The sequence below is a fragment of the Acinetobacter sp. TGL-Y2 genome (assembly GCF_001612555.1).
Lineage (GTDB): Bacteria > Pseudomonadota > Gammaproteobacteria > Pseudomonadales > Moraxellaceae > Acinetobacter.
On record NZ_CP015110.1, the window covers coordinates 1,510,983 to 1,534,986 of the forward strand.

Sequence of the window (24,004 nt, forward strand, 5' to 3'; positions counted from 1 at the left end):
AGGCTTTTTTGTTTGCATTGTTGAAACTTGAATCGCTGGAAAAGATAATTAACTTGAAACTGGAATCTGCGCTCGAATGACGGGCCAAATATTTTGATGGGATTTTTTAAACATCTGCATATGACCAATGCTGTGATGCTCATACTGCTTGGGTACAACTTCAATCATATGGGTGTTTGCATTTGGATAAAGTCTTAATAAATCTTTGACATTGGCTTCAGTCGCAATTTCATCATCAGATGTCCAAAGTACAGTGATTGGAGTATTGACCTCATTGTGGAAATCTTCAAAAATGCTTTGTCCAATCGCATTGGTGACATAGCCTGGGTTGCTACAAAACTGGGCCCATTGTTTTGCCACATTTTTCGGTAAGTTTTCACCCATCCCTAGAAATTTGGTTGCACCATAACCTCTGAATATATTGCTCATAGGGAAAATGACGTTAAACATTAGCGGTGCCAGGGTTTTAGTGCGACCTTTCAATCCTTTTATGTGACCTGTTGAACCTGCAATCGCAATGAGTTTTTCAACTTTGGTGTGATTCGGCGTAATCCCTAAAAGCTGACCACCTGCGCTATGACCAATTAAAGTCACGCGATCTTTGGCAGTTTTCTGGAGTAGCGTATCAATGGCAGCTGGGATATCCAGTTGTCCCCAATCTTGAATACTGGCATTTGAATCCTTAAGGCGTCCATGCAATGAGTCTCCAATTCCACGGAAGTCAAAGGTCAGCACTGGATGACCTTGGCTACTCAACCATTCTGCGAGAGCATGATAAAAGGTTTTGGTAATACCTGTGGCAGGACAAATGAGAATTGCATTACTAGGCTCCTGTGCTTGAGCAGGATAGAATCGTGCGCTAAGAGGGTAGTGGTCTGCGCAAATAAGCGTTATATTTTCAAATCTATTCATTGTGATTGATGGTTCTAAATAGGGTCATTTATCTACTCTACACAAATTTAAGTTTATAAACGGTTGCAAAGCTGACTAAAAAGTCATCTTGAAAATATTAAAATAATCAAAAGGATGTGATTTATATGCTGATCAGTATGGAAGGTCTAGATTTATCTGTGAAATTAGCCATTGTTTTTAGCGCTGTTTATTTATGGGTTGGGATGCTGACGGGTGTTTGGAAATATGTTCAAATCAGTCGGTCTACCCAAGCGCGTGCGCACTATTATGTAGATATTGCACATCGAAGTAGTTTGCTGTATGCACCCGCGACTTTGATTTTAGCAGTAATAGCGTACTTCTCAATCTGGAGTGCGCAGGTTAATTTAATTTGTATCGTAATCAATCTCATATTTTTTAGCTTTTCAATCTTAAGTTATGTGTTACATGGAATCTTAAAAGACACAACCAATCAATTTAAGCATCCACATCGTTTAGGTCAATATTCCTTACCGAAAATACTCATGAGAATGTTGATGATTTTATTGGTTATAGGTGAAGTGGGAGCAACCAGTATTTTGCTAATCGGGGTTGTGCTGAGTCTTTAAAGCTATATTTTTGATCTTTCTCAAACTGTAAAGCATTTTAAAGATAGGATCTTTTTTCTAGATTAAAAATATGATGATGGGGGAAGGAAGAGCAAGTGTTTGGATAAAACTGAAGGGGATAAAGAGGGAAGGTGTTTTTTTTTCTAGATTTGAGTTTTAGTTTGTAGAGATATATTTAGTTTTTATATTGGCTGTTATAGCGTTTTACCGAGGTTAAAAATGGATGACGAGTCATCCATTTTCTAGTCAAATTCATGATCTTGTTCAGAAATTTTAACTGGACGGTGTTTGTAATCAATAAAAGCCCATACATAAAATGCAAAACTTACCACAAGTGCATAAGCAAAAAATTCTGGTTTAAGGTTGCCTTGGATCGCACCTTGTAGCAACAAAGTAAGCATCAAAGCAATAGTTGTACTGATAAAAACAACAGCGTTGTTATTGGTCTTCAGGGTATTAATGAAGACTTGCTTATTGAAATGTAATGATAACATCTCCATCCCTCCTGTTGAAGTTGGACTAAACCAAGTAGTCTAGTCAGAATTGTAATTATAGTTATACCCTGTATTTATTATTATTTCAACAGCAAATACTACTATTATCTAAATTAAATATTACAGTATTATGACAAAAGTGAAATATTTGTATTTATATTTGAAAAAAAGCTGTGCGAAAAAAGTATAAATCAAGCATCCAATATAGTGTTAAACAGTTCACGAAACAAGAGTATGCCTAGTCACAAAACAAGAGTATGCATAGCGATCATCAGGAATGGATCTTAGATAATATAAAGTAAGATAAAGCAAGTATCTTGCCTAAAAGAGAAAAGTATGACCTATAGTTTTTTTAATTTTTTTGCTCAGCAGATTTTTTATAAATTCGAAATCAATTTTAGGTATTAAAAAGAAAAAAGGAGTAAAGCTCGTAAACAATAAAAGTCCGTTGGGTAAACTTGACGATTATTGATCACGTGTTTAACCAAGTTTGGGTAAAACAAGGCTATAACGACTCAACTCAATCTTTCATTTCTTAAGCTTGTCGATTGCAAAGGCAATGATTAGCACGATACATGATGGGATTAACCATGCTAAGTTTTGTGCAGTGAGGGGTAAGCTCTGTAATATTGAAGGTAAGAAACCATCTAAACCAGCGACTTTTAATCCATCAAGCACACCAAACACAAATGCAATAGCTGTAACAGGTGCAATCACGTTTGAAGGCTTGTTGAAGAACCTCCAGAAAAAGCCCAGTAAAATCACCACAATCGCAGGCGGATAAATCGCACTGAGTACAGGAACAGAGACCGCAATTAACTTGGTCAAACCTAAGTTAGAAATGACGAATGCGAAACCCACCAAAATCAACACCCATTTTTTATAGGTGATTTTAGTGATTTGTGAGAAGTATTCTGCACATGCGCAGGTAAGTCCAATGGCAGTGACCATGCATGCGATAAAAATCATTGCACTTAAAAACAGTGACCCATACGAACCGAAAGCGTGTTCTACATAAGCATGTAAAATAATTGCGCCATTGGCTGCATTCGGCGCTGCATCGTGGCTGCCTAAACCGAGTTTAAATAAGCTGAGATAAACCAGTGTTAGACCAATACCTGAAATGAGGCTGGCAATCACTGCATATTTGGTAATGAGCTTTTCATTGGTTACGCCGCGTGAACGAATCGCATTAATAATCACGATACCAAACACCAAAGCACCTAAAGTATCCATGGTCAAATAACCATTGACGAAACCTTCAGAGACTGGGCTTGAGACATAATTGTTAATGGGTGCAGGAATCACTCCCGCAGGAATCATTAGTGCTGCGCCACCCAAAATCACCAGAGATAAAATTTTCAGGGGAGACAGTACATAACCCACGGTGTCTAAAATTTTATTTGGATAGAGCGAAACCAACGTCACGAATGCAAAATAAATGGCACTGTAAATCAGTAAGTTGCTATTTGATGTTCCAAAATAGGATGAGAAACCAATTTCATAAGAAACAGTTGCGGTACGCGGTGTTGCAAATAGAGGACCTACTGCTAAGTAACACGCTACAGTTAAAATCAGACTGGCGATTTTACCTAAAGGTGAGCTTAAAACTTGAATAGAACCCTGAACACGCGACAAAGCGATAATGGTAATGACAGGCAAACCGACAGCTGTGATTAAAAAACCCAGTGCTGCAAGCCAAACATGTTCGCCAGCTTGCTGTGCCACGATTGGAGGAAAGATAATATTGCCGGCACCGATGAATAGTGCAAAGGTCATAAAACCTAAGGCAATAATATCCCGTGTACGTAAATTCGTCATAACAAGGAGATCGGTTGAACAAAAGAAAGGGATTTTAGAGGATATGAATTTAATTTTGGAGTTTATTTTTTATTGAATCTTCATTTAATAAATATTGAATAACGTAATGATTAATAGGAGTAGATGTGTGTTCAAATTAAGTAATTGAATTAAAATGTTATCTATCTTTATTAAGAAAATTCTAATATGAATGGCTTTAAAATATAAGCATAGTTTGAATTTAAAATCCGCAATTTAAATGCACATTTTTTAGACGCTGAAATTCTTATTTTGTTTAAAAAGCAAACATGTTGATTTGGGGTTGAGAAATATCAACCTTAAAAGCTTATAATCGAGCAGAATAAATTTGAGGTGGTTGACATGAAGGCGGCTAAAATAAGTATTAAAACCGAGCAAGATATTGAAAAGTTGAGAATATCTGGGCGTTTGGCAGCTGAAGTTTTAGCAATGATCGGTGAGTACGTAAAGCCGGGTGTGACCACTGAATATTTAGATGATATTTGTCATACGTATATTGTGAATATGCTGAAAGTGATTCCGGCCAATATTGGTTATTATGGTTATACCAAAACCACCTGTATTTCACCCAATGAAGTGGTATGTCATGGGATTCCATCTGCTAAAACGATATTAGAAGACGGTGATATTATTAATATTGATGTGGCGATTATCAAAGATGATTACTACGGCGACACCAGTCGTATGTATTACGTCGGTCACATTAAACCAGAAGCGAAAAAACTGGTCGATACCACCTATGAAGCCATGCTTGCGGGGATTCATGCAGTCAAACCGGGCGCAACCTTGGGTGATGTGGGGTATGCCATTCAAACCGTGGCACAGCGTGAAGGGTATAGTATTGTGCGTGAATACTGCGGTCACGGCATTGGGAAGGTTTATCACGAACAACCGAATGTGTTGCATTATGGTCAAGCGGGTCAAGGTATTGAGCTTAAAAAAGGTATGGTGTTCACCATTGAGCCGATGGTGAATATGGGCAAAGCTCGTGTTAAAGAATTAAAAGATGGATGGACCGTAGTAACAGCCGATAAATCATGGTCTGCGCAGTGGGAACACATGGTTGCTGTGACCGATACTGGTTTTGAATTACTTACCCCTTGGCCAGAAGGCACAGGGGCATATCCTGAAATTTAGACCTAAAACGTGATTGTAATAAATATGATATCCAAAAACCTATTCTGCGTATCTTCCCAGTTGAATAGGTTTTTTAATACTTGTCCATTTATTTTTAAATGAGCTTTTTAAATGAGCTTTTTAAGTTATGTTTTTAAGTTTGGTCTTTTCCAAGTGTATTTCATCACTCCGTATACGAGCCAGCCAAAGACTAAGCCCCAAAAAGCTGAGCCAATGCCAAAGAATTGTACCCCTGACGCTGAAAATAGAAAGGTCATGAGCGCAGCTTCTCTTTCATCAATCTTTTGAAAGGCTAGCGCAATGTTATGTCCGATGGTAGCAAACAGTGCAATTCCCGCCAAAGCCACAATAAATATACTTGGAAATGCCATGAGTAAGCTGGTCAGTGTAGCTGCAAATAAGCCCATGAGAATATAAAAAAAACCACAGCTCATACCCGCGATATAACGTTTACTTGGATCGGGATGCACTTGATCATCTAGACTCACGGCTGCACTTATGGCGGCAATGTTTGAGGAGAAAGCACCGAAGGGTGCGAAGAAGGCTTGCACTAAACCGGTCCAACCCACTAAGTGCTTCACATGGGGTTTATAACCATAGCTTTGAATCATGGCAAGACCGGGTAGGTACTGCGAAGCCATGTTAATAATAAAAAGAGGAAGCGCTAAACCGAGTAGACCCGCTAAACTAAATTGTGGGCTAATCCATATAGGCTGTGCAAGTGACCAATCCAGTGTCGGAATGTGAAAATGCATAAACAAAGGACAAATGATAAACCCAGCTAAAACTGTAATGACAATGCAATAACGTTGTGCTGCTTTTTTAGCAACAAAATAAATAGCCAGCAAACTTAAGATAAAGCCCCAATCTTGTTCAAGACTGGCAAAAATCGCGATTCCAAATTTTAGCAGCACACCTGCTAACATGGCACTGGTCAGGCTTTGAGGAATAAACTGTAGTATTTTCTCAAAGACGCCTAAGAATCCTAGAGTGGCTGTAATCACACCGCAAATAAGAAATGCACCGATTGCCTCGTTTAAGGAATAGCCATTTCCTGTTGCAATAATTAGTGCTAAGCCCGCGGTGGACCATGAGGTTGCAACTGGATATTTAAACTTCCAAGATAAAAATAAACCCGAAAGCCCGATACTAAGTCCTAATGCCCAAAACCAAGAACTGATTTGTGCTGTACTCGCACCGAGAATTTGTGCGGCTTGTATCACCAAGACGGAAGAGACACTAATCCCAATCAGAAAAGTGATGAAACCTGCAAACACGGCAGGTATAGAAAAGTCTTGAAGAAGCTTGGAGGGCATTTTTGGCATTGTCGTAGATTATTGTTCATTGGTAATTTAAATTCAGACACCATCATACGTGGATCAAAATATCGATCATAGAAAAAATCTTATTTTATCTCAAAAAATAGTCGCTATTTATGCTGTCTTGTTTTGCAACATTTATTTTGCTTTAGACAGTGGAAAATGCCAATTTAACGCCAAAGAGACAAAATAGAAGTCCAATGCTGGCTACGGCAACTGCGGATAATCGATGTTTAGAATTGAAATAACCTGCAATTTTAATCCCTGAAAAAATCAAGACAGTCAGATACGTCATACTTAAGATTTGTAAAATAATCGCAAGAATAGAAAAGCTTAAGGCAGGATAAGGATAGAGAGGATCTACAAATTGAACAAAAAATGACAGATAAAATAAGATTGCTTTCGGGTTGAATAAACTGATGGTGAGTGCGGTGCGAAAAGGATGAAAAGCGGGATGTACTGTACTTTGGGACGCTTGAATCTGCTGTGGTTTTCAAGTCCACGTATGAAACCCTGCCATGAGTAAGCGAAGCCCCAAATAAGATAAATACACTGCGCCTACAATTTTAAGCGTAACAAACACCCACGGGAAGGTATGTAAAACCGTGGCTGCACCTAAAACAGTACACAGAATCAGAATACAGTCGCCAAAGAAGACGCCGAGCGCACCAACGTAGCCTGTTTTGACACCGTAACGTGTGGCAATTGACATTACATAAAGTGAGTTGGGGCCAGGCAACAAGACAATCAAAAGGGTACCAATGATAAAGGTGACTAATTCTGTAATGCCAAACACGTGAATTCTCGACTTAAAGATAAGTACTTTTGACGTAAACAAAATCGAGCCAGTGACGTGGCTCGATTTTTATTAAACATAACAATACGACTAGCTAGATCACGATGAGTAAAACTGCTTTTTTAAAAAGACGGCTCATGATCTATGTAAAATAGAATGATAAAAATCATGAGCTTTGTTCTTAAGCACGAATCTCAGCATCAATACCAAAAGATTCACGTAGTAAATGATCTAATTGTTGGCGCGCTTTGATAAAGCCATCAATGCCACTTTGCAGTAGTTGAAATGCCATTAAATCATGTTCCAGTTCGGTTTTAAACTGCGCTTCAGTGATCGCTTGATATTGTGCAATCGCCTCATGATCTGGCGCTAAAGCTACCAATTGAGCTTGAACTTTGCGCTGATCTTTTGACAGTTCTGCAAGCAGATGTGGAGCCACCGTTAGCAAGTCACATCCTGCTAAGCCAAGGACTTGATCCACGCTACGGAAGCTTGCACCCATAATTTCAGTTTTCACCTGATGCTTTTTATAAAATTCATAAATTTGTTTGACAGATACGACACCTGGATCACGGTCAATCGGATAATGCTCAACTTGCTCAGCCTTTTTATACCAATCTAAAATGCGACCAACAAAGGGAGAAATCAGGGTCACTTTCGCATCGGCACAGGCTTTGGCTTGATGTAAACCAAAGAGTAAGGTGAGGTTGCAATGAATACCTTCAGCTTCCAAAATCTTAGCCGCTTGTATACCTTGCCATGTGGACGCAATCTTAATTAAGATGCGGTCTTGTTTAACACCGTAAGACGCATACAGCGCAAGCAATTCTTTGGCTTTGGCTACTGTTTCAGCGGTGTTATAAGACAGTGCAGCATCAACTTCGGTGGATACACGGCCTTCAACAATCTTTAAGATCTCAACACCGAGCTTGACCGTGAGAATGTCAATGGTGCGTTCAATGAGTAAATCACTTTCATAGCCCTCAGAACGTGCCTGAGCATAAGCTGATTCGATTAGGTCTTTATTTTCAGGCAGTGATGCGGCTGCCGTAATTAAAGAAGGATTGGTGGTCGCATCGAGTGGACGAAATTGCTCAATGGCTGTGAGATCGCCAGTGTCTGCAACAATTGTGGTGAGCGCTTTTAATTGGTCTAATGCTGTCTGTGTCATTACAATATAATTCTTAGTTAAAATACTTGTTAGCTCTTTTATATCACAGGATTATTTTGAATGAGCTTTAAAATGACCAATATTCATGATTATTTATGCAAAATACGCTGCTTTCTGATGTGATTAATCAAAAAATGAGCAGCAGAGCCGAGCTGGCTCTCACGGCTCCAAACCAAATCAACATAGTATTCAAATTTAGGCGTGAAATCGGAGAGTTGTAAAATCTTCAGTTGTTTTTTTAGGCGTGGATTTTCAATCAGCATTTGCTCAGGCAATACCCCCCAACCTAATTTTTCAAGAATTAATAAGCTGGCCGAATGATGGTTATCGGTGCGCCAATACTGTTTGGAATACAGCAGTTCGGGCTTAATGGTTTTGTCACGACTTGCGACCACAATTTGCCGAGTCTGCTGAATTTGCTCAAAACTTACATGTCTACACGTTGCAAGCGGATGATCAGTCGCAATGACGGGCACTAATAGCTCCCGCTTAAGCTCCACAAATTGCTCACTGCTCTCTAGAACTTCACGTTCAAACATTAAGGCTAACTGTGCAGTTTGATTCATCAGCATCTCTAAAGCATCTTCTTGCGGCGCAGTCATGATATTGATTTGTAGTAAAGGAAATTGCTTTTCAAGCAATAAAATATATTCAGTCCAGCGCATATGTAGCAGCTCAGACACCACTACAATATTTAAAGCAGGTTCCAAGCCATTGCTCAGTGAAAAAGCATGTTGCTTCCACTGATTCATCTCTACCAAAAGTTGTTCAGTTTTCTCATACAAGAGCAATGCTTGGGTGGTGGGTTTGGGTTCACGTCCAACACGTTCAAAAAGCTGGAGATTTAGATCAATTTCTAAATTGGCTATGGACATGCTAATCGCGGAAGGCACTTTGCCTAGCAGTCGTGCTGCGGCAGAGAATGAGCCAGTTTCAATCACGGTTTTAAAAATGGTTAGTTGTTCTTGATTTAAATTCATGATGCAGCAATCTATCAGATATATTGAAAGAATCTAACTCGATTAATCATTTTTTTCAAAATAAAATGTGCCTAAATTCACACTGATGTAGAGACCATGTTTTTAACTAAAAGAAGAATCATTCATGCGCTGAGCTATGAAATTATTCTATTGATCGTGATTGCACTTTTACTGAGTTATTTTTTCGATTTGCCACTCGAAGTCACTGGCATATTGGGTGTGGTGATGGCACTCACCTCAGTCATCTGGAATATGTTGTTTAACCATTTATTTGAAAAATTTGAAAAACAAAGAAATCTAAAAAGAACCGTGCCTGTGCGTATCTTACATGCGATTGGGTTTGAAGGTGGTTTAATGCTTGCGACGATTCCCATGATTGCTTACGCATTAAATATGGGCATCTGGCAGGCGATTGTATTGGATTTCTCTCTGACGATGGGTATCTTGGTGTATACCTTTATTTTCCAATGGTGTTATGACACGATCGAGAATCATCTAAACATAGAGCGTGCCTAATTTGGTTTACAGTGAAAATGCATAATTTTTAGGCCAATCTAGGACAATTTAATTCAGGTCTAAGTACTTTTATTTGAAAATGTCAACTTGCTATCATTTTGGGTAGTGCATGAATACGACGTGATAAAAATAATAAGTTATTGATATTAAAATATATAAATGAATTATTACACGTTGGTTTTTAGCACTACCTCATTTTGATTGTAAAAAGAGGAGGTGGTATTGATGCCTATACAGACCTTAACTGGAAAAAGACATTTTGAAGCATTTGAATTGCAATATCTCCTCTATATTCAATCTTGCACTGTTTAAGAATAGGTTAAATACATAAATTTTATATGCAGTGATTTGAGCTTAATTTTAAAAGCATGATAAAAGGATAATACGAAAATGAATGATAAATTTGATCGTGACATTGTCAAAAACCTGCCTAAAGATGCTCGAGATGATTTGAATGCAGACCCAATTACGGGCGAGTCAGGTGCGCATCCTGTTGGAACTGGGTAGGTGCAACAGGAGGTGCTGTAGTTGGAGCAGCAGTGGGCGCAGTCGGTGGGCCAATTGGCGCATTAGTAGGTGGGGCTGTAGGTGCTATAGTGGGTGGTCTGGCGGGTAAAGGCGCTGCTGAAGCAATTAATCCGACCGAAGAAGAAGCGTATTGGAGACAGACTGCACAAACGACGTCTTATTATGCAGAAACGCTAACCACTTACTCAGACTTAGATTACGAACGAGATTACGAAAATGCCTATCGTATCGGCTATCAACATCGTCATGAGTATGATGCAAATACCCGTTTTGAAGATGTAGAAAATGATCTTAAAATCAAATGGGATCAGGTTAGAGGTTCATCTCGCCTGACTTGGAATGAAGCAAGAATTGCGGTTAAGGCAGCTTGGGATCGTGTTACACGCTAGACTTTAAGTCAAAAACGCAGGAATTTAAAAAAGCACCTATAAACAGGTGCTTTTTTTTTGCTTGGAAGACCGACTTTAGTTGATTCGCTAAAAAGCGCAACACAATGCGAAGAAATCTCAAATTAAAACGATGGATACAGAAATATAGGAGGCTTAAGCTTTTAAATAACATCCAACTTGCGCTTTGAAGGCATTCATGTGGATTGTCTTTATGGTAGAGATGGAATCATTATAGAGGCTTGATAGTCTTTAATTTTTCTACCAAGTTATCAATATAAAAGACTCAATTCAAAAAAAGCACCTCATATGAGATGCTTTTTCAAACTTACTTCAAAATGATCCGATTATTTTTCAATAATAGCGGTTACACCTTGACCGCCGGCAGCGCAGATTGATACCAGTACACGACCTGAACCTTTTTGGTTAATCAGTTTCGCAGCGCTAGCAATAATACGACCGCCTGTTGCAGCAAATGGGTGACCTGCAGCCAAAGATGAACCTTTGACGTTAAGTTTAGTGCGGTCAATTGAACCTAACGGTGCATCTAAACCTAAACGCTCTTTACAGAATTTAGGATCTTCCCATGCTTTAAGGGTTGAAAGCACTTGTGATGCAAAGGCTTCATGAATTTCATAGTAATCAAAATCTTGAAGTTTAAGACCTGCGCGTTCTAGCATACGCGGTACTGCATAGGCTGGTGCCATCAGCAAGCCTTCTTTCTTACCAATGAAGTCGACCGCAGCAGTTTCAGAGAAACTTAAATAAGCCAGTACTTCGTGACCATTGGCTTTTGCCCATTCTTCTGAAGCCAGTAATACCACAGAAGCACCATCGGTCAACGGAGTTGAGTTGCCCGCAGTCATGGTGCGCGCATCGCCTTTACCAAAAGCAGGTTTTAACTTTGCCAATTTTTCAACGCTAGAATCTGGACGCAAGTTATTGTCACGCTCTAAACCTAAGAAAGGTGTGATCAAGTCATCGAAGAAGCCTTCTTCATAGGCTTTTGCCATATTTTGATGTGACTTGGCTGCAAGTTCATCTTGTGCTTCACGAGAAATACCCCACTCAAGGGTGGTAATCGCTTGATGGTCACCCATCGATAGACCTGTACGTGGTTCACCATTTTTTGGTGCATCAAGCAAATCTTTGACATTAATTTTGGTCAAGGCTTTTAGACGATCTTTAGCTGTCTTGGCAATGTTCAGCTCAAGCAGAGCTTTACGTAAGCCATCGCCAAATGCGATAGGGGCATCTGAGGTGGTATCCACACCGCCTGCAATACCCACGTCAATTTGACCGAGTGCAATTTTATTGGCCACAGAAAATGCCGCTTGTAGACCTGTACCACAAGCCTGTTGGATGTCATATGCAGGTGTTTCTGGTGCAAGTTCAGTGTCCAGTACACATTCACGGGTCATATTAAAATCACGGCTATGTTTAAGCACAGCACCTGCAACCACTTCACCTAAACGTTGACCGTGTAAACCAAAGCGTTCTACCAAACCATTTAACGCTGCAGTGAGCATGTCTGAGTTGGAGGCTTGAAAATACGCACCATTTGAGCGAGCGAAGGGAATACGATTTCCCCCAATAATAGCCACACGGCGAATAGTAGTTTGACTCATAGTATTATCCTGTGGAACAGCAGATTGAGTAGTCGTTAAAGCTGTCGATTCAGCTTTTTTTGTATTTGAAGTCTGGGTTTTACGACGTGATGACGTAGAACGGGGATTAGACGTTTTTTGAGTATTTGCGAGCTGTGGAGTCGATGCGGTACTTTTACTCGTATTTGAACGAGTTTTTGACGTATTTGACACCGTTTCTTTCGCAGAATTCTCGACTGTTGGATTTTCTTGAGTTGTTTTGCTCATAAGGCTTTTCCAAGCATGTTTGCGATATTCTTGTGCGCTACATTAGCATATTAAAAAAAAGGTCGAATTGACTTTAATGACATTTAGCTGTGCATTCAGGTCAAGACATACATAGATTAACTCAAGTATTATTTAACTCAAACGTATGGATCAATTATATTATAAGTATCTGACAATAAACTGAAGTTTATAGATCACTTAGATCCATTAAAAAATTATTTTCAAGAGATCATATTCATGACTGACCAATATCAAGCATTTTCTAAATCTCCGATTGGTAAATTCGTCATTAAAAATCTAGGTTTACCGTCACCGTTACAACTCGATCGCTTTGAGTCTGCAACGCCTGTTATTCAAGGTGCAGTTTTGTTGGGTGCTGCCCCAAACAGTACATTGTCAGCTGAGATTGCTCAAATCTTAAGTAATATCCATGCCAATAGTTATGCTGGCAATAATTCAGCCTTACAGCAAGCCGCAGCAAAAGTCGGTTTAAGTTTAAGTGCATTTAACGAAGGCGATAAAGAGTCTAAATTCAAAGCGGTTATTTTTGATGCCTCAGGCATTCAACATTCTGAACAATTAAAAGAATTACATGCATTTTTTAATCCGATTGCGCGTCAAATTCAAAACTCAGGTCGTGTGATTGTGGTCGGTTTAACCCCAGAATCGGCACCGACAGTCAAGCAAGCGATTGCACAGCGCGCACTTGAAGGCTTTGTAAAGTCAGTGGGTAAGGAGTTCAAGAAGGGTATCGCAGCGCAACTGGTTTATGTCGATCAAGATGCAGCGCAAAACCTAGAGTCTTCACTACGTTTTGTTTTATCACCACGTTCAGCTTATGTTTCGGGTCAAGTGATTCGTGTCTCTAAAGCAACGGTCATCGATATTGATTGGGCGAAACCGCTTGCAGGCAAAACGGCAGTGGTGACTGGTGCCAGTCGTGGTATTGGTGAAGCGATTGCGCATGTTTTGTCACGTGACGGCGCGCATGTGATTTGTTTAGATGTGCCTCAGCAGCAAGCAGATTTGGACCGCGTTGCCAGTGAAGTCGGTGGTTCTACCTTAGCGATTGATATTACCGCGGCAGATGCGGGTGAAAAGATCAAAGCGGCAGCAGCTGCACAAGGCGGGCTTGATGTGATTGTGCATAACGCTGGGATCACCCGTGACAAGACCTTAGCCAATATGAAACCTGAACTGTGGGATTTGGTGATTAACATCAACTTGTCTGCCATTGAACGCGTAAATGATTACTTGCTTGAAAATAATGGTTTAAGTGAAAATGGTCGCATTGTCTGTGTGTCTTCAATTTCAGGTATTGCTGGAAACTTGGGACAAACCAACTATGCAGCCTCTAAAGCAGGGGTGATTGGACTGGTAAAATTCACCGCGCCATTGCTTAAAAATGGTGTCACCATCAATGCCGTTGCACCTGGATTTATTGAAACGCAAATGACAGCTGCGATTCCGTTTGCGATTCGTGAAGCTGGACGCCGTATGAATTCTATGAGCCAAGGGGGGCTTCCTGTCGATGTTGCGGAAACTATCGCTTTATTTGCATCGACTGCATCTACGGGGTTAAGTGGTAATGTGGTACGTGTCTGCGGTCAGAGTCTGATCGGCGCTTAATCGTGCTTTTTCGATCTATCTGTCGATCTAGAAAATGATTTTTGACCTGCTTGATCAGCAGGTCAAAATCAGGGTTATGTTTAAGATCAGGGTTAAGATTTTATCATTGAGCATTAAAGTGCTTGGGGATTGAAGTGTTCGTGTACTTTGGCATTCTACCCCATCATTTTATTTAAAATAGATGAAAGCTTACAGATGCGTTGAAATCCTCTTGTGGTCTTTGCAAGAGGACTTTAATCTTTAGGCATTATAAAATTACAAAAGGTTTATTATGAATACTCGCCATTTTAGTCAACTGCCTAAGCCTTACTTGGCTTATCCGAAGGTCATTCAAGGGCTTATTTTTAAAAAGCCTAAAGGTGAGCAGGTATTGCCACAGGTTGAATATGTGGTGGATCAATTCAATATCGATCAAAAACACCTTGCAGCTTATAATGAAGTGTGTGGTTATCAGAATAACGGTGAAGTTTCTGCGACCTATTTGGCTGTAACTTCACAAAGTTTACAAATGCATATGATGGCGCAAGAGGCTTTTCCTTTTGCGATGTTAGGTTTGGTGCATATTCGAAATCAAGTTAAACAATTCCGTAAAGTAGGTGTGAGTGAGAACCTGACTTTGTCGTGTAAATTTGGTGAGTTAAAGCCCCACGATAAGGGCCTACAGTTCGACTTTCTGACCACTGTGAAAGTGGCAGGTGAAGTGGTCATGGAGGGCTTAACAACGTATCTTTCTCGTCAGAAAACCCAGCAGACGATCTCAACTAAAACTAAAGACGAAAGCATTGCTGAATATCAACTACAAGCAGTTTGGGGTGTGGCTGAAAATACAGGTCGCCGTTATGCCATGGCATCTGGTGATTTCAATTTAATTCATATTCATGCATTTACAGCCAAAGCCTTTGGTTTTAAACAAGCGATTGCACATGGCATGTGGAGCAAGGCACGTGCCTTAGCCAGTTTAACTTTGCCAGAAGCCTATGAAGCAGATGTATATTTTAAGTTACCCATGTTCTTGCCCTCTAAAGTCGAGTTTTTGACTGCAGAAGAAAACAGTGTGACACAGATTTTAATTCGCAATGAAAAATCACATAAGCCGCATGTATCGGGTATTTTAAAAGCGATATAACAGATCAAGCCCAATTCAATTGATTTGGGCTTTTGAATGGATAAAAATAAAAAAATAGGGAAGCGTATGCGTGCTATTCGAGAGCTTATTTTTGCCAACACAAACAACTATCAAGGTGAGGTCGATCCACGTTTTCAAGATCTTGCCGCCCAATTCAGCCGTTTACAAGATCATCGAAGTCAAAAGGGCGGCGCGGCTTTAGCGGTTTATTTTCAAGGTCACAAAGTTGTTGATATTTATACAGGTCAAAAGTCAGCACATGAAGCGTGGCAAGCCGATACCTTGGCAATCAGCTATTCGACTGGAAAAGGCATTTTGGCGACTTTGGCGCACATTTTAGTAAGCAAAGGTTTTTTGCATTACGATCAGCCGATTGCTGAATATTGGCCTGAGTTTGCACAAAATGATAAATCTCAGATGACTTTGCGCCATGTGCTGAGCCATCAATCCGGTTTATATGATGTACGAAACCTGATTCAATGTGCCAGTGAAATGTCTGATTGGGCGCATATGCTAGAGGTTTTGCAAGCGGCAAAGCCTCGGTTTAATGTAGGTCATGACACCGCCTATCAAGCCTTAACTTTTGGTTGGCTGGTGGGTGGAATTTTGGAAAAAGCCACGAAGCAGCCTTTGCTTCGCTTAATGAATGATTACTTGGTCGAACCTTTAGCGTTAGACGGCGCATATTTCGGCGTAGGGCTTGAGCATCTTGCACGTGTAGCGAACCCATTGTAACCTCGTCAGGTTTGAAACCTGAGGATTTGAAGTCGCAATCACCCGCCGACGCAAAAAAACCAGCTTTGAAAAAAGCCCCTAAAATGAGCTTAAGTCATAAGTTAATTGAATATTCGGGGCAAAACCCTCAAGATTTTCTCGATGCAATGGTGCCCAAAGCCATGCGCGATTTTAGCTTCTTTGAGGATGCCACTATACAAGCATGCATCCCTGCGGCAAATGGTGCTTTCACTGCGCGGAGTTTGGCTAAGATTTATGCGATGCTGGCCAATCATGGGCAGTGGAATAATCAGATTTTTATTGAAACTGATGTATTTAAACAGTTAAGCCAGATTCAACATAAAAAACGTGACCGGGTGATGCCCATTCCGATGCATTGGCGTTTGGGTTATCACCGTGTTTTGACCTTAGGTAAGCGTGCCAAACACGGTTTTGGTCATATTGGCTACAATGGTTCGGGTGCATGGTGTGATCCAGATCGTGGCTTAAGTTTTGCATATACGCATAACTTTGCTTCAGGCTCGATTACGGGAGATTATCGGCTTTGGGGATTGACTCAAGAAACTTTAAGATGTGCAGATTTGATTTTAAAAGGGCGTAAGGGCTGGTTCTAATTTTGATGCTTAAGCTGCATTTGAGACGAGAATTCATTGGGCTATATTTATACACTGAACACAGTATCAATTTAAATTTAACAATAAGAGCTACTAATGAAAAATAAGATATCGTGGTTTGTTGTTACTTGTTTATTCAGTGGGGTTGTTGCAAGTACCGTAATTACCCCGAATACCAATCAAAATAGTGGTCTTATTCCTTCGGGGCATAGCGATCTGCAATTTAATTTATCGAATGGTAATTGGGTGCAAAACTTAAATTTGCCCACATCAGCCAGTGATAAAGATGTGATTACCATCAGCTCTGAAGCGGGTTACCCATCTTATCTGGAGACATCGAATACTGATTTACCCATTGAGTCTTTAAGTATTCGCCAAGGGCAAAGCCTTAGTTTTATTTTTGATAAAAACTCAAACAAATGGCTGGTAAAGGCTACCGTAAGCTACCCAAGCAATGGATTAAATGATTTTATGGTGATGAGTGATCATCAAATGATTCAAAAAGTTCAGGTGCGTAATGGTCAGTGGGCGAGTCAAATTACTTTACCCAATAATGTTGCAGAAGGTACATTGATTAATGTGGTGTCTGATGCGGCTTATGATTCATCAATTAATACCTCAAATTTGCTTTTTGCAAGTAGCTATGTTCTTAAAAATGGAGATAGTTTTTGGTTTAAATATTCAAAAGAATTAGCCAAATGGGTGCCTGAAAGTTTAAATGCTTATCAGCTGAAAGCACAAAATGTAGCTACGAAAATCCCGACGATCAAAGCACCACTCACTGAAGTTATTTTTGCCGATGGTAATTGGATTCCGAATATAGAACTTCCACAAACTGCTAAAGATCGTGATCGCATTGTGGTTAAATCAACTGCGGGCTGGGAAGCAAGCATCTCGAATAGTTATATTAATACGCAAGCAACTTTAAAATTAAATCGAGGTGATCGTTATGAGTTTATGTATGTTGCTGATTTAGCGAAATGGGTGTTGATATCTTCTCCTCAATTGAATTTAGAAGCGAAATCTCTGAGCACTCATAAACTTCCTGAAATGAAGCAACCGACTATACGAGTCAAAATTGGCAATGCCAATTGGCAGGCTCAGTTAGCACTACCGTCTAAAGCCAATATTGGAGATAAGGTGATCTTCAATTCACTTGCAGACTGGAGTACGACGATTACGGCAGAAAATGGCTTAAAGCAAACCATCGCTGCAGGTGAAAACCAACGTTATAAATTTAGTGATACTGGGTGGGTTAGAGATAGTTCTACCATTGATATGTTGTTGGTGAATAGTCCTGAAGTGTCTAAGTCCTTGGGTGCTCATGCGGCAAAAATTCGTATGTTAGAGGCACAGGATTTAACCAATGTAGCGGCAGAAAACTCCAATGCTCAATTTTATATTCGAGATGTTGGCTATCTTGAATATAGAATTCCTGGCAGTACTCAATTAGGCGACGTTACGGGCGCAGGTCGTGATGACAAAATCATTCAGAATGAAAGGGATCGAGTGAAAGCGGATGCGGTTTATTACCAAGGAAATGAGGAAGGCTGTGGTTTGGCATGGGTGAATAAAACACCGTCAGCTTATGATATGTTAGGGACCAGTAGTACCAATTGTGGGCTTTCAGTGATGCGTCATGAGTTTGGTCACAATATGGGATTAAGTCATCATGACAAAACTGATGTTGCGCGTGGTTTTGCCCATCCTTTAGGAAGTACGATTATGGGGGGGAATTCTTTGCCATTTTTCTCAAGTCCAAGCTTGTATCATCCGAAATATGGCTATCGATTGGGAATTCAAGGGCAAATTGATGCACTGACGTTGATGAACCAAAATGCACCCTTCGTAACCAAATTTCGTTAATTAAAATATTAAGATAATCAAGCTCTAATGAAAAAAATATTCATGATTCTGCTTGCAGCAATTGTTGGGATTGCTGCAATTCTTTTGTATTTTAAACCGCAATCTCTTGATTCCATCATTCAGGAAAATAGTCAAAATGATGTAGTTTCTCATCATGTATCCAATAATCACACGAATCAAGCCATTAACAAGCATATTGATCGAATATCGATGTCTAAAAACAATGCTCAGGATGAGCAATTGCTTGTTGCGATTGAACCCAATGCAGTACGTAGTTTAATTTTACCTGAGCATTTTAAACAGCACCAAGATGGTTTTTTATTCAGCTTTGATCTAGATAAAATGTCATTTAGACAGGTGGGTGATCAATTCGGATTGAAAATGCTGCAATTTGATATCAACCGTAAAGCAATCATCCAATCTATGGATCAATTAGATGATGATATTGTGAAGTGGCAAGGAACATTTGAAGGTTATCCTGCTGATTTAAACTACTTTACCATTACACAAAGTCAGCAAGATCGTTATGCAGTCATGAAGATTTTTACCGATAAAGGAAGTTTCGTCGCAGAAATTAAAGATGGGATTGGTCTGGCGAAGCCTGAAAATGTTCTTGAAAGCGATGGTTTGCATGCCCATTAATCCTAAGCTTTCATACTTTTTCTATTGGTGAGTTAGTCCAGACTGGGTTTAAGCTCGATTTTTAAATAGAATATGCTATGGTAGGTGGTAAAGTTTTCTGATTTTTATTCTCTCATGCAAAAATCAATTTTAATTCCGCTTATTGCTATTTCTACCTTGTCGTTACAGGCATGCGATACAGCTTCTTCAACCCCATCTGTAGCTGAAAAATCTAAACAAGCAGAGGCAGCAGTTAGACCGCTTTGGGCTGGAAAGTATCAAGGCACAACACCGTGTATGGCGTGTTTTTCCCGTTGTGATGAATGTCTAGGTATGTCGGTTGATTTACTGCTGAACCCTGATCAGACTTTTGTGCTGAATCGAATTAGCCTAAGCGGTCATAATGATATTGAAACGATGAAAGGTCAGTTCAAATTTACAGGCAATGATTCCAAACTGATTGAGCTGGTCGGGGTAAACAAGCGCAATTTGATATTGGTGGATTTAGAGCATCAGTTGCTTGAGATTCGTGAAGATTTGACAGCACATGGTTTTGTTGAGTTTGAAGATTTCAGTTTACAGCGCAGTAGCTAATTGCCAGCTTCAGGATTAATCTATTAAAAGTGCTTATTCAAATCTGCATATAAATAATCCGATTGAATTTTCTATGGAGCAGTTTGCAATAGAATTCATAATCTTCATTCACTCTTGTTTAAAAAAACAGTATGCTTAGACCTGTAAAAAGGGAGCATTCATGTATCAGGTACTTGCACGTAAATATCGTCCACGCAATTTCATCGAACTTGTGGGTCAAAATCACGTATCGCGTGCATTAACCAGCGCTTTAGAGCGTGGCAGATTGCATCATGCTTATTTGTTTACAGGAACACGTGGTGTGGGTAAAACCACCATTGCCCGTATTCTTGCCAAGTGCTTGAACTGTGAAACCGGTGTGACGTCAACGCCGTGTGAGGTGTGTGCTACCTGTACAGCAGTGAATGAAGGTCGTTTTATTGATTTAATTGAAATCGATGCTGCTTCACGTACTAAGGTCGAAGATACGCGTGAACTGTTAGACAATGTACCTTATGCACCAACGCAAGGTCGGTTCAAGGTCTATCTGATCGATGAAGTGCATATGCTGTCTACGCATTCTTTTAATGCGCTGTTAAAGACGCTTGAAGAACCGCCTGAACATGTTAAATTTCTTTTTGCGACCACAGATCCTCAAAAATTACCCATTACCGTGATTTCGCGTTGTTTGCAGTTTACCCTGCGACCGCTTGCAGTCGATGAAATTACTTCGCACTTGAGCAATATTTTAGCCCAAGAAGAGATTACTGCGGAGCAAGATGCGATTTGGCAAATTGCAGAATCTGCACAAGGTTCCTTGCGTGATGCATTGTCATTGACCGACCAAGCGATTGCCTATGGTCAAGGTTCAATTCAGCATCAAGACGTAAAAGAGATGTTAGGTCTGATTGACCGCACCATTATTTTTGATTTGATCTTGGCGATTCATCAAAATCAACAGCAACAGGTCAGTAGCTTGCTAATGCAATTTAGACAACAAGCTTTAGATGTGTCTTTGGTGCTGGATCAATTGATCTCGACTTTACATGAGTTGGCGCTGCTGCAATATCTGCCGAATTTGAGCCTAAAATACAGCGCTGAAATTAATCAGAAAATAATGCAGTTATCGGGGATGATTTCTGCTCAAGACATACAGTTGTATTATCAAGTGGCGTGTAAAGGTCGTGCAGATTTGCAACTGGCAGTGACTCAAGAGCAAGGCTTTGAAATGTGTGTACTGCGCTTACTGGCGTTTAGACCCTTACAAGCCAATGAGATGTTGGTGAAACAGCCTACAGCAGTGCAGGCTACTCAAATTTTCCATAATCAAATTCAGCAGGGTGCCTCACAACCACAGACGCAAGCTTCTGATGCTGAATCCTCGCAACAACAAAAGATCTCACAAGATAAAAACTCAAATATTCTACTAGCTGCGGCTCAAGCATCGGATCAACACCCTCATCAAGTCGATAAGCAAACTTCGCAAGATGCGGTTGCCCAGGATGCTTTTAAAAAAGATGCATTGGTTCGAGATGAAGTTGAGGAAGTATTTGCAGGAGCAAGTCATCAGCAGGCTATACATGAACAGACTATGCATGAACCAAGTAGTGATGATTATAGTGATGATGATTTAGATGAAGAAATCGAAGCGATTACTCATGTTGAACATGTTGCAGATGCAGCATTGGTTTCTCCAGAATTAAAACTCAATACATCAGTCGTAGAGCCAATCTTAGAAAATGAAACCATAGCGTCTGAACAGCAAGCTGAACCGGCTTTAACGCTGTTTGGTGAGGCGCCTTTGTCAGCGGTAGCTGTTCAGTCCACCGCTCAAGCAGAAGAGATCTTTTTCTTAAATCCGACTCAAGAGACGCCGTCTGCTCAGTTAGAAAATGAACTTGCAACTTTAAATGTTGAAGAAAACAGTTTAGACAGATCTGCGAAAATTGATTTAGAGACTCCGTTAACTGAATCCCCATCTCAACATCAGCCTGATCGCATAGAACCAGCATCCGTGGTCACTACAGATCATAATGCCAATACACTCATGCCACAGGATATTTTAAAACTGAGTCCTCAGCACTTAGAAGGTGAATGGACTGTTGATAAGTGGGAATATTGGTTCAGAAACAGTGAATTGTCTCCAGCGGTTCAAGAGCTTGCCCAGCAAGGCGTCATGACAGGATCGATTGATGGTGCTGGTATTTTTCATATTCCGCAAAAGTATGAATCGCTGCTGACCCAGTTTCAGGCAACCCTTGAAAGCGAGTTAAAACGTCAGTGGTCAAATAGTCGCTTTAGTGTGCAATATCAGGATGTAATCGGGGCAACCCCGTATGATCAGCAAGTTCAGCGTAAACAGCGGGCGTATCAGCAGGCATCAAATCTGCTACACACAGAAAACGTGGTAAAAGGCTTGATCGAGAGCTTTGATGGACAGTTGCACAATATTCAATTGAAGCCTTAAATTGGACTGAGCACCTGATTTAAACACATGGTTCAAAATGCCGTAACTTCAGACTTTAATGACATATTCAGCCAAAGCATCGCGCATTTCTGAGGGAATTGGGGTGCTTTTTCGCTGTTTACGATCCACAAATACATGTACAAAATGTCCTTGGGCAGACGCTTGATCTTGATGTTGTTTGAAAATGGCCAATTGGTAAGTGAGTGAAGAGGTCCCTATTTTTTCAATGGCAACACCCACGTCAATAATTTCTGGATAGGACAACTCTTGTAAAAACTGGCAACTGGACTGTACCACCAAACCAATGATGTCAGAATGACGAATATCAAAGCCTGCTTTTTCAATCAATAACGCATTTGCGGCAGTGTCAAAGTAACTGTAATAAGTGACATTGTTGACGTGACCATACATATCGTTGTCTGCCCAGCGTGTTTGAATGGGAAAAATGAAGCGGTATTGGTCTCGAGTCTGTGTTTGAATTTTCATACTTGCTTCTCATCATCCCTTTGGTTAAACCTAAATGCGCTTAAATCAATATTTGGTGGCTATGCAGCTTATTGAACGACGCTGAATCCTGTTTCGATCTCAAATTGTTTTAGGCATTGTTTAATGAACTGTTTAATACAATATTTAATAAATCGCTTGGTAAATATTCAGTGCATCTGAATACTGCATGTCTCTCGGATTATTTTGCAGTAAACGCTTTTGCAGCATGGCATCTTCGGCAAGCTTCGGCAAATGTTCACGTTGCACGCCAAGTGAGCTTAGTTTCAAGGCTAATCCGCTAGCGTCTAAATGTCGTTGCATGTGATCAATAAACAAATCACACAACCCATCGGTATTGCCTTTGCTATAAGGGTCAATCCACTGCATCAGCTCCGCATAATGCTGTTTGGCTTCAGGTACATTGAACTTTAATACTTCCAAAAGCACTAGAGCGTTACTATGACCATGCGAGATATGGTAATGCCCCCCCAGCGGATAGGCCAAGGCATGCACAGCGCCAACCGGAGCATTGGCAAAGGCTTGACCCGCGAGCATGGAACCGACCAGCATATTTTGACGAGCTTCAAGATCTGAACCATCTGCTAAAACACGTTTCAGATTTTGATTGAGTAAACTTAAAGCTTGTTTTGCCAGTAAGTCTGCATAAAAGTTTTTTTTGATTTTAGAGGTGTAAGCTTCAATCGCGTGCACCATCGCATCAATGCCTGTTGCTGCGGTAATATGGGTGGGTAAACTTTGGGTGAAGTGTGCATCGAGTATAGCGATATCTGCATACAGAACGGGGGAGACAATGCCAGTTTTGGTAGTTTCACCCGTGGTGACAATGGAAATGGGTGTCACTTCTGAACCTGTACCTGCGGTGGTTGGGATCACTATCAGCGGCAGTCTGGGATGTTTGGCATGATTAACGCCATAGAGATCCTGTATGGTTTGAGTTTGTTTCGGGTCTGCCAATATGGCAATGATTTTGGCAACGTCTAAGGAGCTGCCTCCACCAAAGCCAATCACAGCATCGACTTCATGTGAAATGGCGAAATCAACCGCACTGAGTACAATATGTTCAGGCGGATCGGCTTGAACGTCAGAGTATATGACAAAGTCGCTTTTTGTCGCATCCAAGATGTCTAAAATAGGTACGTGAAGCTGATGTTCGATCATCCCCGCATCGGTCACCAACAGGACTTTCCGAAATGAACGTTCAACCAGAATTTTTTGCAGTTCTTGAATTGAGCCTAAACCTGAAATAATGTTGCTCACAGTTTGAAATTGAAATGGACGCATTGCTTCTCCTTTTTCGCAATTATTCAACATTATTGTTTTGGTGTTC

Annotated in this window: 18 protein-coding genes and 3 pseudogenes; 11 read left to right on the top strand and 10 right to left on the bottom strand. The window is 40.4% G+C overall.

The features are described 5' to 3' along the window. Positions 1-48: 48 nt before the first annotated feature. On the bottom strand, positions 49-912 hold the full coding sequence (locus AMD27_RS07085) for an alpha/beta fold hydrolase (RefSeq protein WP_067658254.1): 864 nt from the start codon (positions 910-912) through the stop codon (positions 49-51). A gap of 137 nt (positions 913-1,049) precedes the next feature. Here AMD27_RS07085 and AMD27_RS07090 point away from each other — a divergent pair, with 137 nt between their 5' ends. Continuing rightward, entirely contained in the window at positions 1,050-1,499 is a 450-nt protein-coding gene (locus tag AMD27_RS07090; protein ID WP_067662851.1) for a hypothetical protein, read from the top strand. 242 nt (positions 1,500-1,741) lie between these two features. Here AMD27_RS07090 and AMD27_RS07095 read toward each other — a convergent pair whose 3' ends face one another. Next, on the bottom strand, positions 1,742-1,993 hold the full coding sequence (locus AMD27_RS07095) for a hypothetical protein (protein ID WP_067658257.1): 252 nt from the start codon (positions 1,991-1,993) through the stop codon (positions 1,742-1,744). Between the two features lie 528 nt (positions 1,994-2,521). Continuing rightward, the gene (gene brnQ / locus AMD27_RS07100; RefSeq protein WP_067658259.1) at positions 2,522-3,814 is read right to left on the bottom strand and encodes a branched-chain amino acid transport system II carrier protein; all 1,293 of its coding nucleotides are present in this window, start codon (positions 3,812-3,814) and stop codon (positions 2,522-2,524) included. Between the two features lie 360 nt (positions 3,815-4,174). On the opposite strand from brnQ, the gene map reads away from it, so the two are divergent. Then, the gene (gene map / locus AMD27_RS07105) at positions 4,175-4,969 is read left to right on the top strand and encodes a type I methionyl aminopeptidase (protein ID WP_067658262.1); all 795 of its coding nucleotides are present in this window, start codon (positions 4,175-4,177) and stop codon (positions 4,967-4,969) included. Positions 4,970-5,094: 125 nt separating this feature from the next. Here map and AMD27_RS07110 read toward each other — a convergent pair whose 3' ends face one another. From AMD27_RS07110 to AMD27_RS07125, 4 genes and pseudogenes are all read right to left on the bottom strand, one after another. Then, positions 5,095-6,285: a benzoate/H(+) symporter BenE family transporter gene (locus tag AMD27_RS07110; protein WP_067662854.1), complete on the bottom strand. Its 1,191-nt coding sequence runs from the start codon at positions 6,283-6,285 to the stop codon at positions 5,095-5,097. Between the two features lie 151 nt (positions 6,286-6,436). After that, positions 6,437-7,084 (bottom strand): annotated as a pseudogene (gene leuE / locus AMD27_RS07115) (leucine efflux protein LeuE). A gap of 181 nt (positions 7,085-7,265) precedes the next feature. After that, complete coding sequence (gene tal, locus AMD27_RS07120) at positions 7,266-8,255, bottom strand: transaldolase (RefSeq protein ID WP_067658265.1); 990 nt, start codon at positions 8,253-8,255, stop codon at positions 7,266-7,268. Positions 8,256-8,344: 89 nt separating this feature from the next. Then, complete coding sequence (locus AMD27_RS07125; RefSeq protein ID WP_067658269.1) at positions 8,345-9,235, bottom strand: LysR family transcriptional regulator; 891 nt, start codon at positions 9,233-9,235, stop codon at positions 8,345-8,347. Between the two features lie 96 nt (positions 9,236-9,331). Here AMD27_RS07125 and aceI point away from each other — a divergent pair, with 96 nt between their 5' ends. Both aceI and AMD27_RS07135 read left to right on the top strand, forming a co-directional pair. Further along, a complete protein-coding gene (aceI, locus tag AMD27_RS07130) occupies positions 9,332-9,751 on the top strand; it encodes a chlorhexidine efflux PACE transporter AceI (RefSeq protein ID WP_067658272.1) in 420 nt (139 codons plus the stop codon). A gap of 390 nt (positions 9,752-10,141) precedes the next feature. Next, positions 10,142-10,668 (top strand): annotated as a pseudogene (locus AMD27_RS07135) (hypothetical protein). A gap of 344 nt (positions 10,669-11,012) precedes the next feature. Here the strand turns inward: AMD27_RS07135 and AMD27_RS07140 are convergent. After that, complete coding sequence (locus AMD27_RS07140) at positions 11,013-12,539, bottom strand: acetyl-CoA C-acetyltransferase (protein ID WP_067658275.1); 1,527 nt, start codon at positions 12,537-12,539, stop codon at positions 11,013-11,015. Positions 12,540-12,776: 237 nt separating this feature from the next. Here AMD27_RS07140 and AMD27_RS07145 point away from each other — a divergent pair, with 237 nt between their 5' ends. The 7 genes and pseudogenes from AMD27_RS07145 to dnaX all read left to right on the top strand — a co-directional run bounded on the left by AMD27_RS07145 (position 12,777) and on the right by dnaX (position 22,170). Continuing rightward, positions 12,777-14,168 carry a 3-oxoacyl-ACP reductase gene (locus AMD27_RS07145; protein WP_067658278.1) on the top strand — a complete coding sequence of 464 codons (1,392 nt, stop codon included), beginning with the start codon at positions 12,777-12,779 and terminating at the stop codon, positions 14,166-14,168. Between the two features lie 271 nt (positions 14,169-14,439). Then, positions 14,440-15,294 carry a MaoC family dehydratase gene (locus tag AMD27_RS07150; RefSeq protein WP_067658282.1) on the top strand — a complete coding sequence of 285 codons (855 nt, stop codon included), beginning with the start codon at positions 14,440-14,442 and terminating at the stop codon, positions 15,292-15,294. A 66-nt stretch (positions 15,295-15,360) separates the two neighbouring features. Further along, positions 15,361-16,643 (top strand): annotated as a pseudogene (locus AMD27_RS07155) (serine hydrolase domain-containing protein). 96 nt (positions 16,644-16,739) lie between these two features. Next, positions 16,740-18,509: a metalloendopeptidase CpaA gene (gene cpaA / locus AMD27_RS07160; protein WP_067658284.1), complete on the top strand. Its 1,770-nt coding sequence runs from the start codon at positions 16,740-16,742 to the stop codon at positions 18,507-18,509. A gap of 27 nt (positions 18,510-18,536) precedes the next feature. Continuing rightward, on the top strand, positions 18,537-19,151 hold the full coding sequence (gene cpaB / locus AMD27_RS07165; RefSeq protein WP_150115760.1) for a metalloprotease secretion chaperone CpaB: 615 nt from the start codon (positions 18,537-18,539) through the stop codon (positions 19,149-19,151). Positions 19,152-19,265: 114 nt separating this feature from the next. Then, the gene (locus tag AMD27_RS07170) at positions 19,266-19,724 is read left to right on the top strand and encodes a copper resistance protein NlpE N-terminal domain-containing protein (RefSeq protein ID WP_067658288.1); all 459 of its coding nucleotides are present in this window, start codon (positions 19,266-19,268) and stop codon (positions 19,722-19,724) included. A gap of 160 nt (positions 19,725-19,884) precedes the next feature. Next, positions 19,885-22,170: a DNA polymerase III subunit gamma/tau gene (gene dnaX / locus AMD27_RS07175; protein ID WP_067658291.1), complete on the top strand. Its 2,286-nt coding sequence runs from the start codon at positions 19,885-19,887 to the stop codon at positions 22,168-22,170. Between the two features lie 48 nt (positions 22,171-22,218). Here the strand turns inward: dnaX and AMD27_RS07180 are convergent, their stop codons facing one another. Both AMD27_RS07180 and AMD27_RS07185 read right to left on the bottom strand, forming a co-directional pair. Next, positions 22,219-22,656 (bottom strand): acyl-CoA thioesterase, encoded by a 438-nt coding sequence (locus AMD27_RS07180; protein WP_067658294.1) that lies wholly within the window; start codon positions 22,654-22,656, stop codon positions 22,219-22,221. A gap of 144 nt (positions 22,657-22,800) precedes the next feature. Beyond that, positions 22,801-23,958 (bottom strand): iron-containing alcohol dehydrogenase, encoded by a 1,158-nt coding sequence (locus AMD27_RS07185; RefSeq protein WP_067658297.1) that lies wholly within the window; start codon positions 23,956-23,958, stop codon positions 22,801-22,803. Between the last annotated feature and the right edge of the window lie 46 nt (positions 23,959-24,004).

Excerpts from the sequence above, each read along its gene's own strand:
- AMD27_RS07085 (WP_067658254.1), bottom strand. The coding sequence starts at position 912 with ATGAATAGATTTGAAAATATAACGCTTATTTGCGCAGACCACTACCCT.
- AMD27_RS07090 (WP_067662851.1), top strand. The coding sequence starts at position 1,050 with ATGGAAGGTCTAGATTTATCTGTGAAATTAGCCATTGTTTTTAGCGCT.
- AMD27_RS07095 (WP_067658257.1), bottom strand. The coding sequence starts at position 1,993 with ATGTTATCATTACATTTCAATAAGCAAGTCTTCATTAATACCCTGAAG.
- brnQ (WP_067658259.1), bottom strand. The coding sequence starts at position 3,814 with ATGACGAATTTACGTACACGGGATATTATTGCCTTAGGTTTTATGACC.
- map (WP_067658262.1), top strand. The coding sequence starts at position 4,175 with ATGAAGGCGGCTAAAATAAGTATTAAAACCGAGCAAGATATTGAAAAG.
- AMD27_RS07110 (WP_067662854.1), bottom strand. The coding sequence starts at position 6,285 with ATGCCCTCCAAGCTTCTTCAAGACTTTTCTATACCTGCCGTGTTTGCA.
- tal (WP_067658265.1), bottom strand. The coding sequence starts at position 8,255 with ATGACACAGACAGCATTAGACCAATTAAAAGCGCTCACCACAATTGTT.
- AMD27_RS07125 (WP_067658269.1), bottom strand. The coding sequence starts at position 9,235 with ATGAATTTAAATCAAGAACAACTAACCATTTTTAAAACCGTGATTGAA.
- aceI (WP_067658272.1), top strand. The coding sequence starts at position 9,332 with ATGTTTTTAACTAAAAGAAGAATCATTCATGCGCTGAGCTATGAAATT.
- AMD27_RS07140 (WP_067658275.1), bottom strand. The coding sequence starts at position 12,539 with ATGAGCAAAACAACTCAAGAAAATCCAACAGTCGAGAATTCTGCGAAA.
- AMD27_RS07145 (WP_067658278.1), top strand. The coding sequence starts at position 12,777 with ATGACTGACCAATATCAAGCATTTTCTAAATCTCCGATTGGTAAATTC.
- AMD27_RS07150 (WP_067658282.1), top strand. The coding sequence starts at position 14,440 with ATGAATACTCGCCATTTTAGTCAACTGCCTAAGCCTTACTTGGCTTAT.
- cpaA (WP_067658284.1), top strand. The coding sequence starts at position 16,740 with ATGAAAAATAAGATATCGTGGTTTGTTGTTACTTGTTTATTCAGTGGG.
- cpaB (WP_150115760.1), top strand. The coding sequence starts at position 18,537 with ATGAAAAAAATATTCATGATTCTGCTTGCAGCAATTGTTGGGATTGCT.
- AMD27_RS07170 (WP_067658288.1), top strand. The coding sequence starts at position 19,266 with ATGCAAAAATCAATTTTAATTCCGCTTATTGCTATTTCTACCTTGTCG.
- dnaX (WP_067658291.1), top strand. The coding sequence starts at position 19,885 with ATGTATCAGGTACTTGCACGTAAATATCGTCCACGCAATTTCATCGAA.
- AMD27_RS07180 (WP_067658294.1), bottom strand. The coding sequence starts at position 22,656 with ATGAAAATTCAAACACAGACTCGAGACCAATACCGCTTCATTTTTCCC.
- AMD27_RS07185 (WP_067658297.1), bottom strand. The coding sequence starts at position 23,958 with ATGCGTCCATTTCAATTTCAAACTGTGAGCAACATTATTTCAGGTTTA.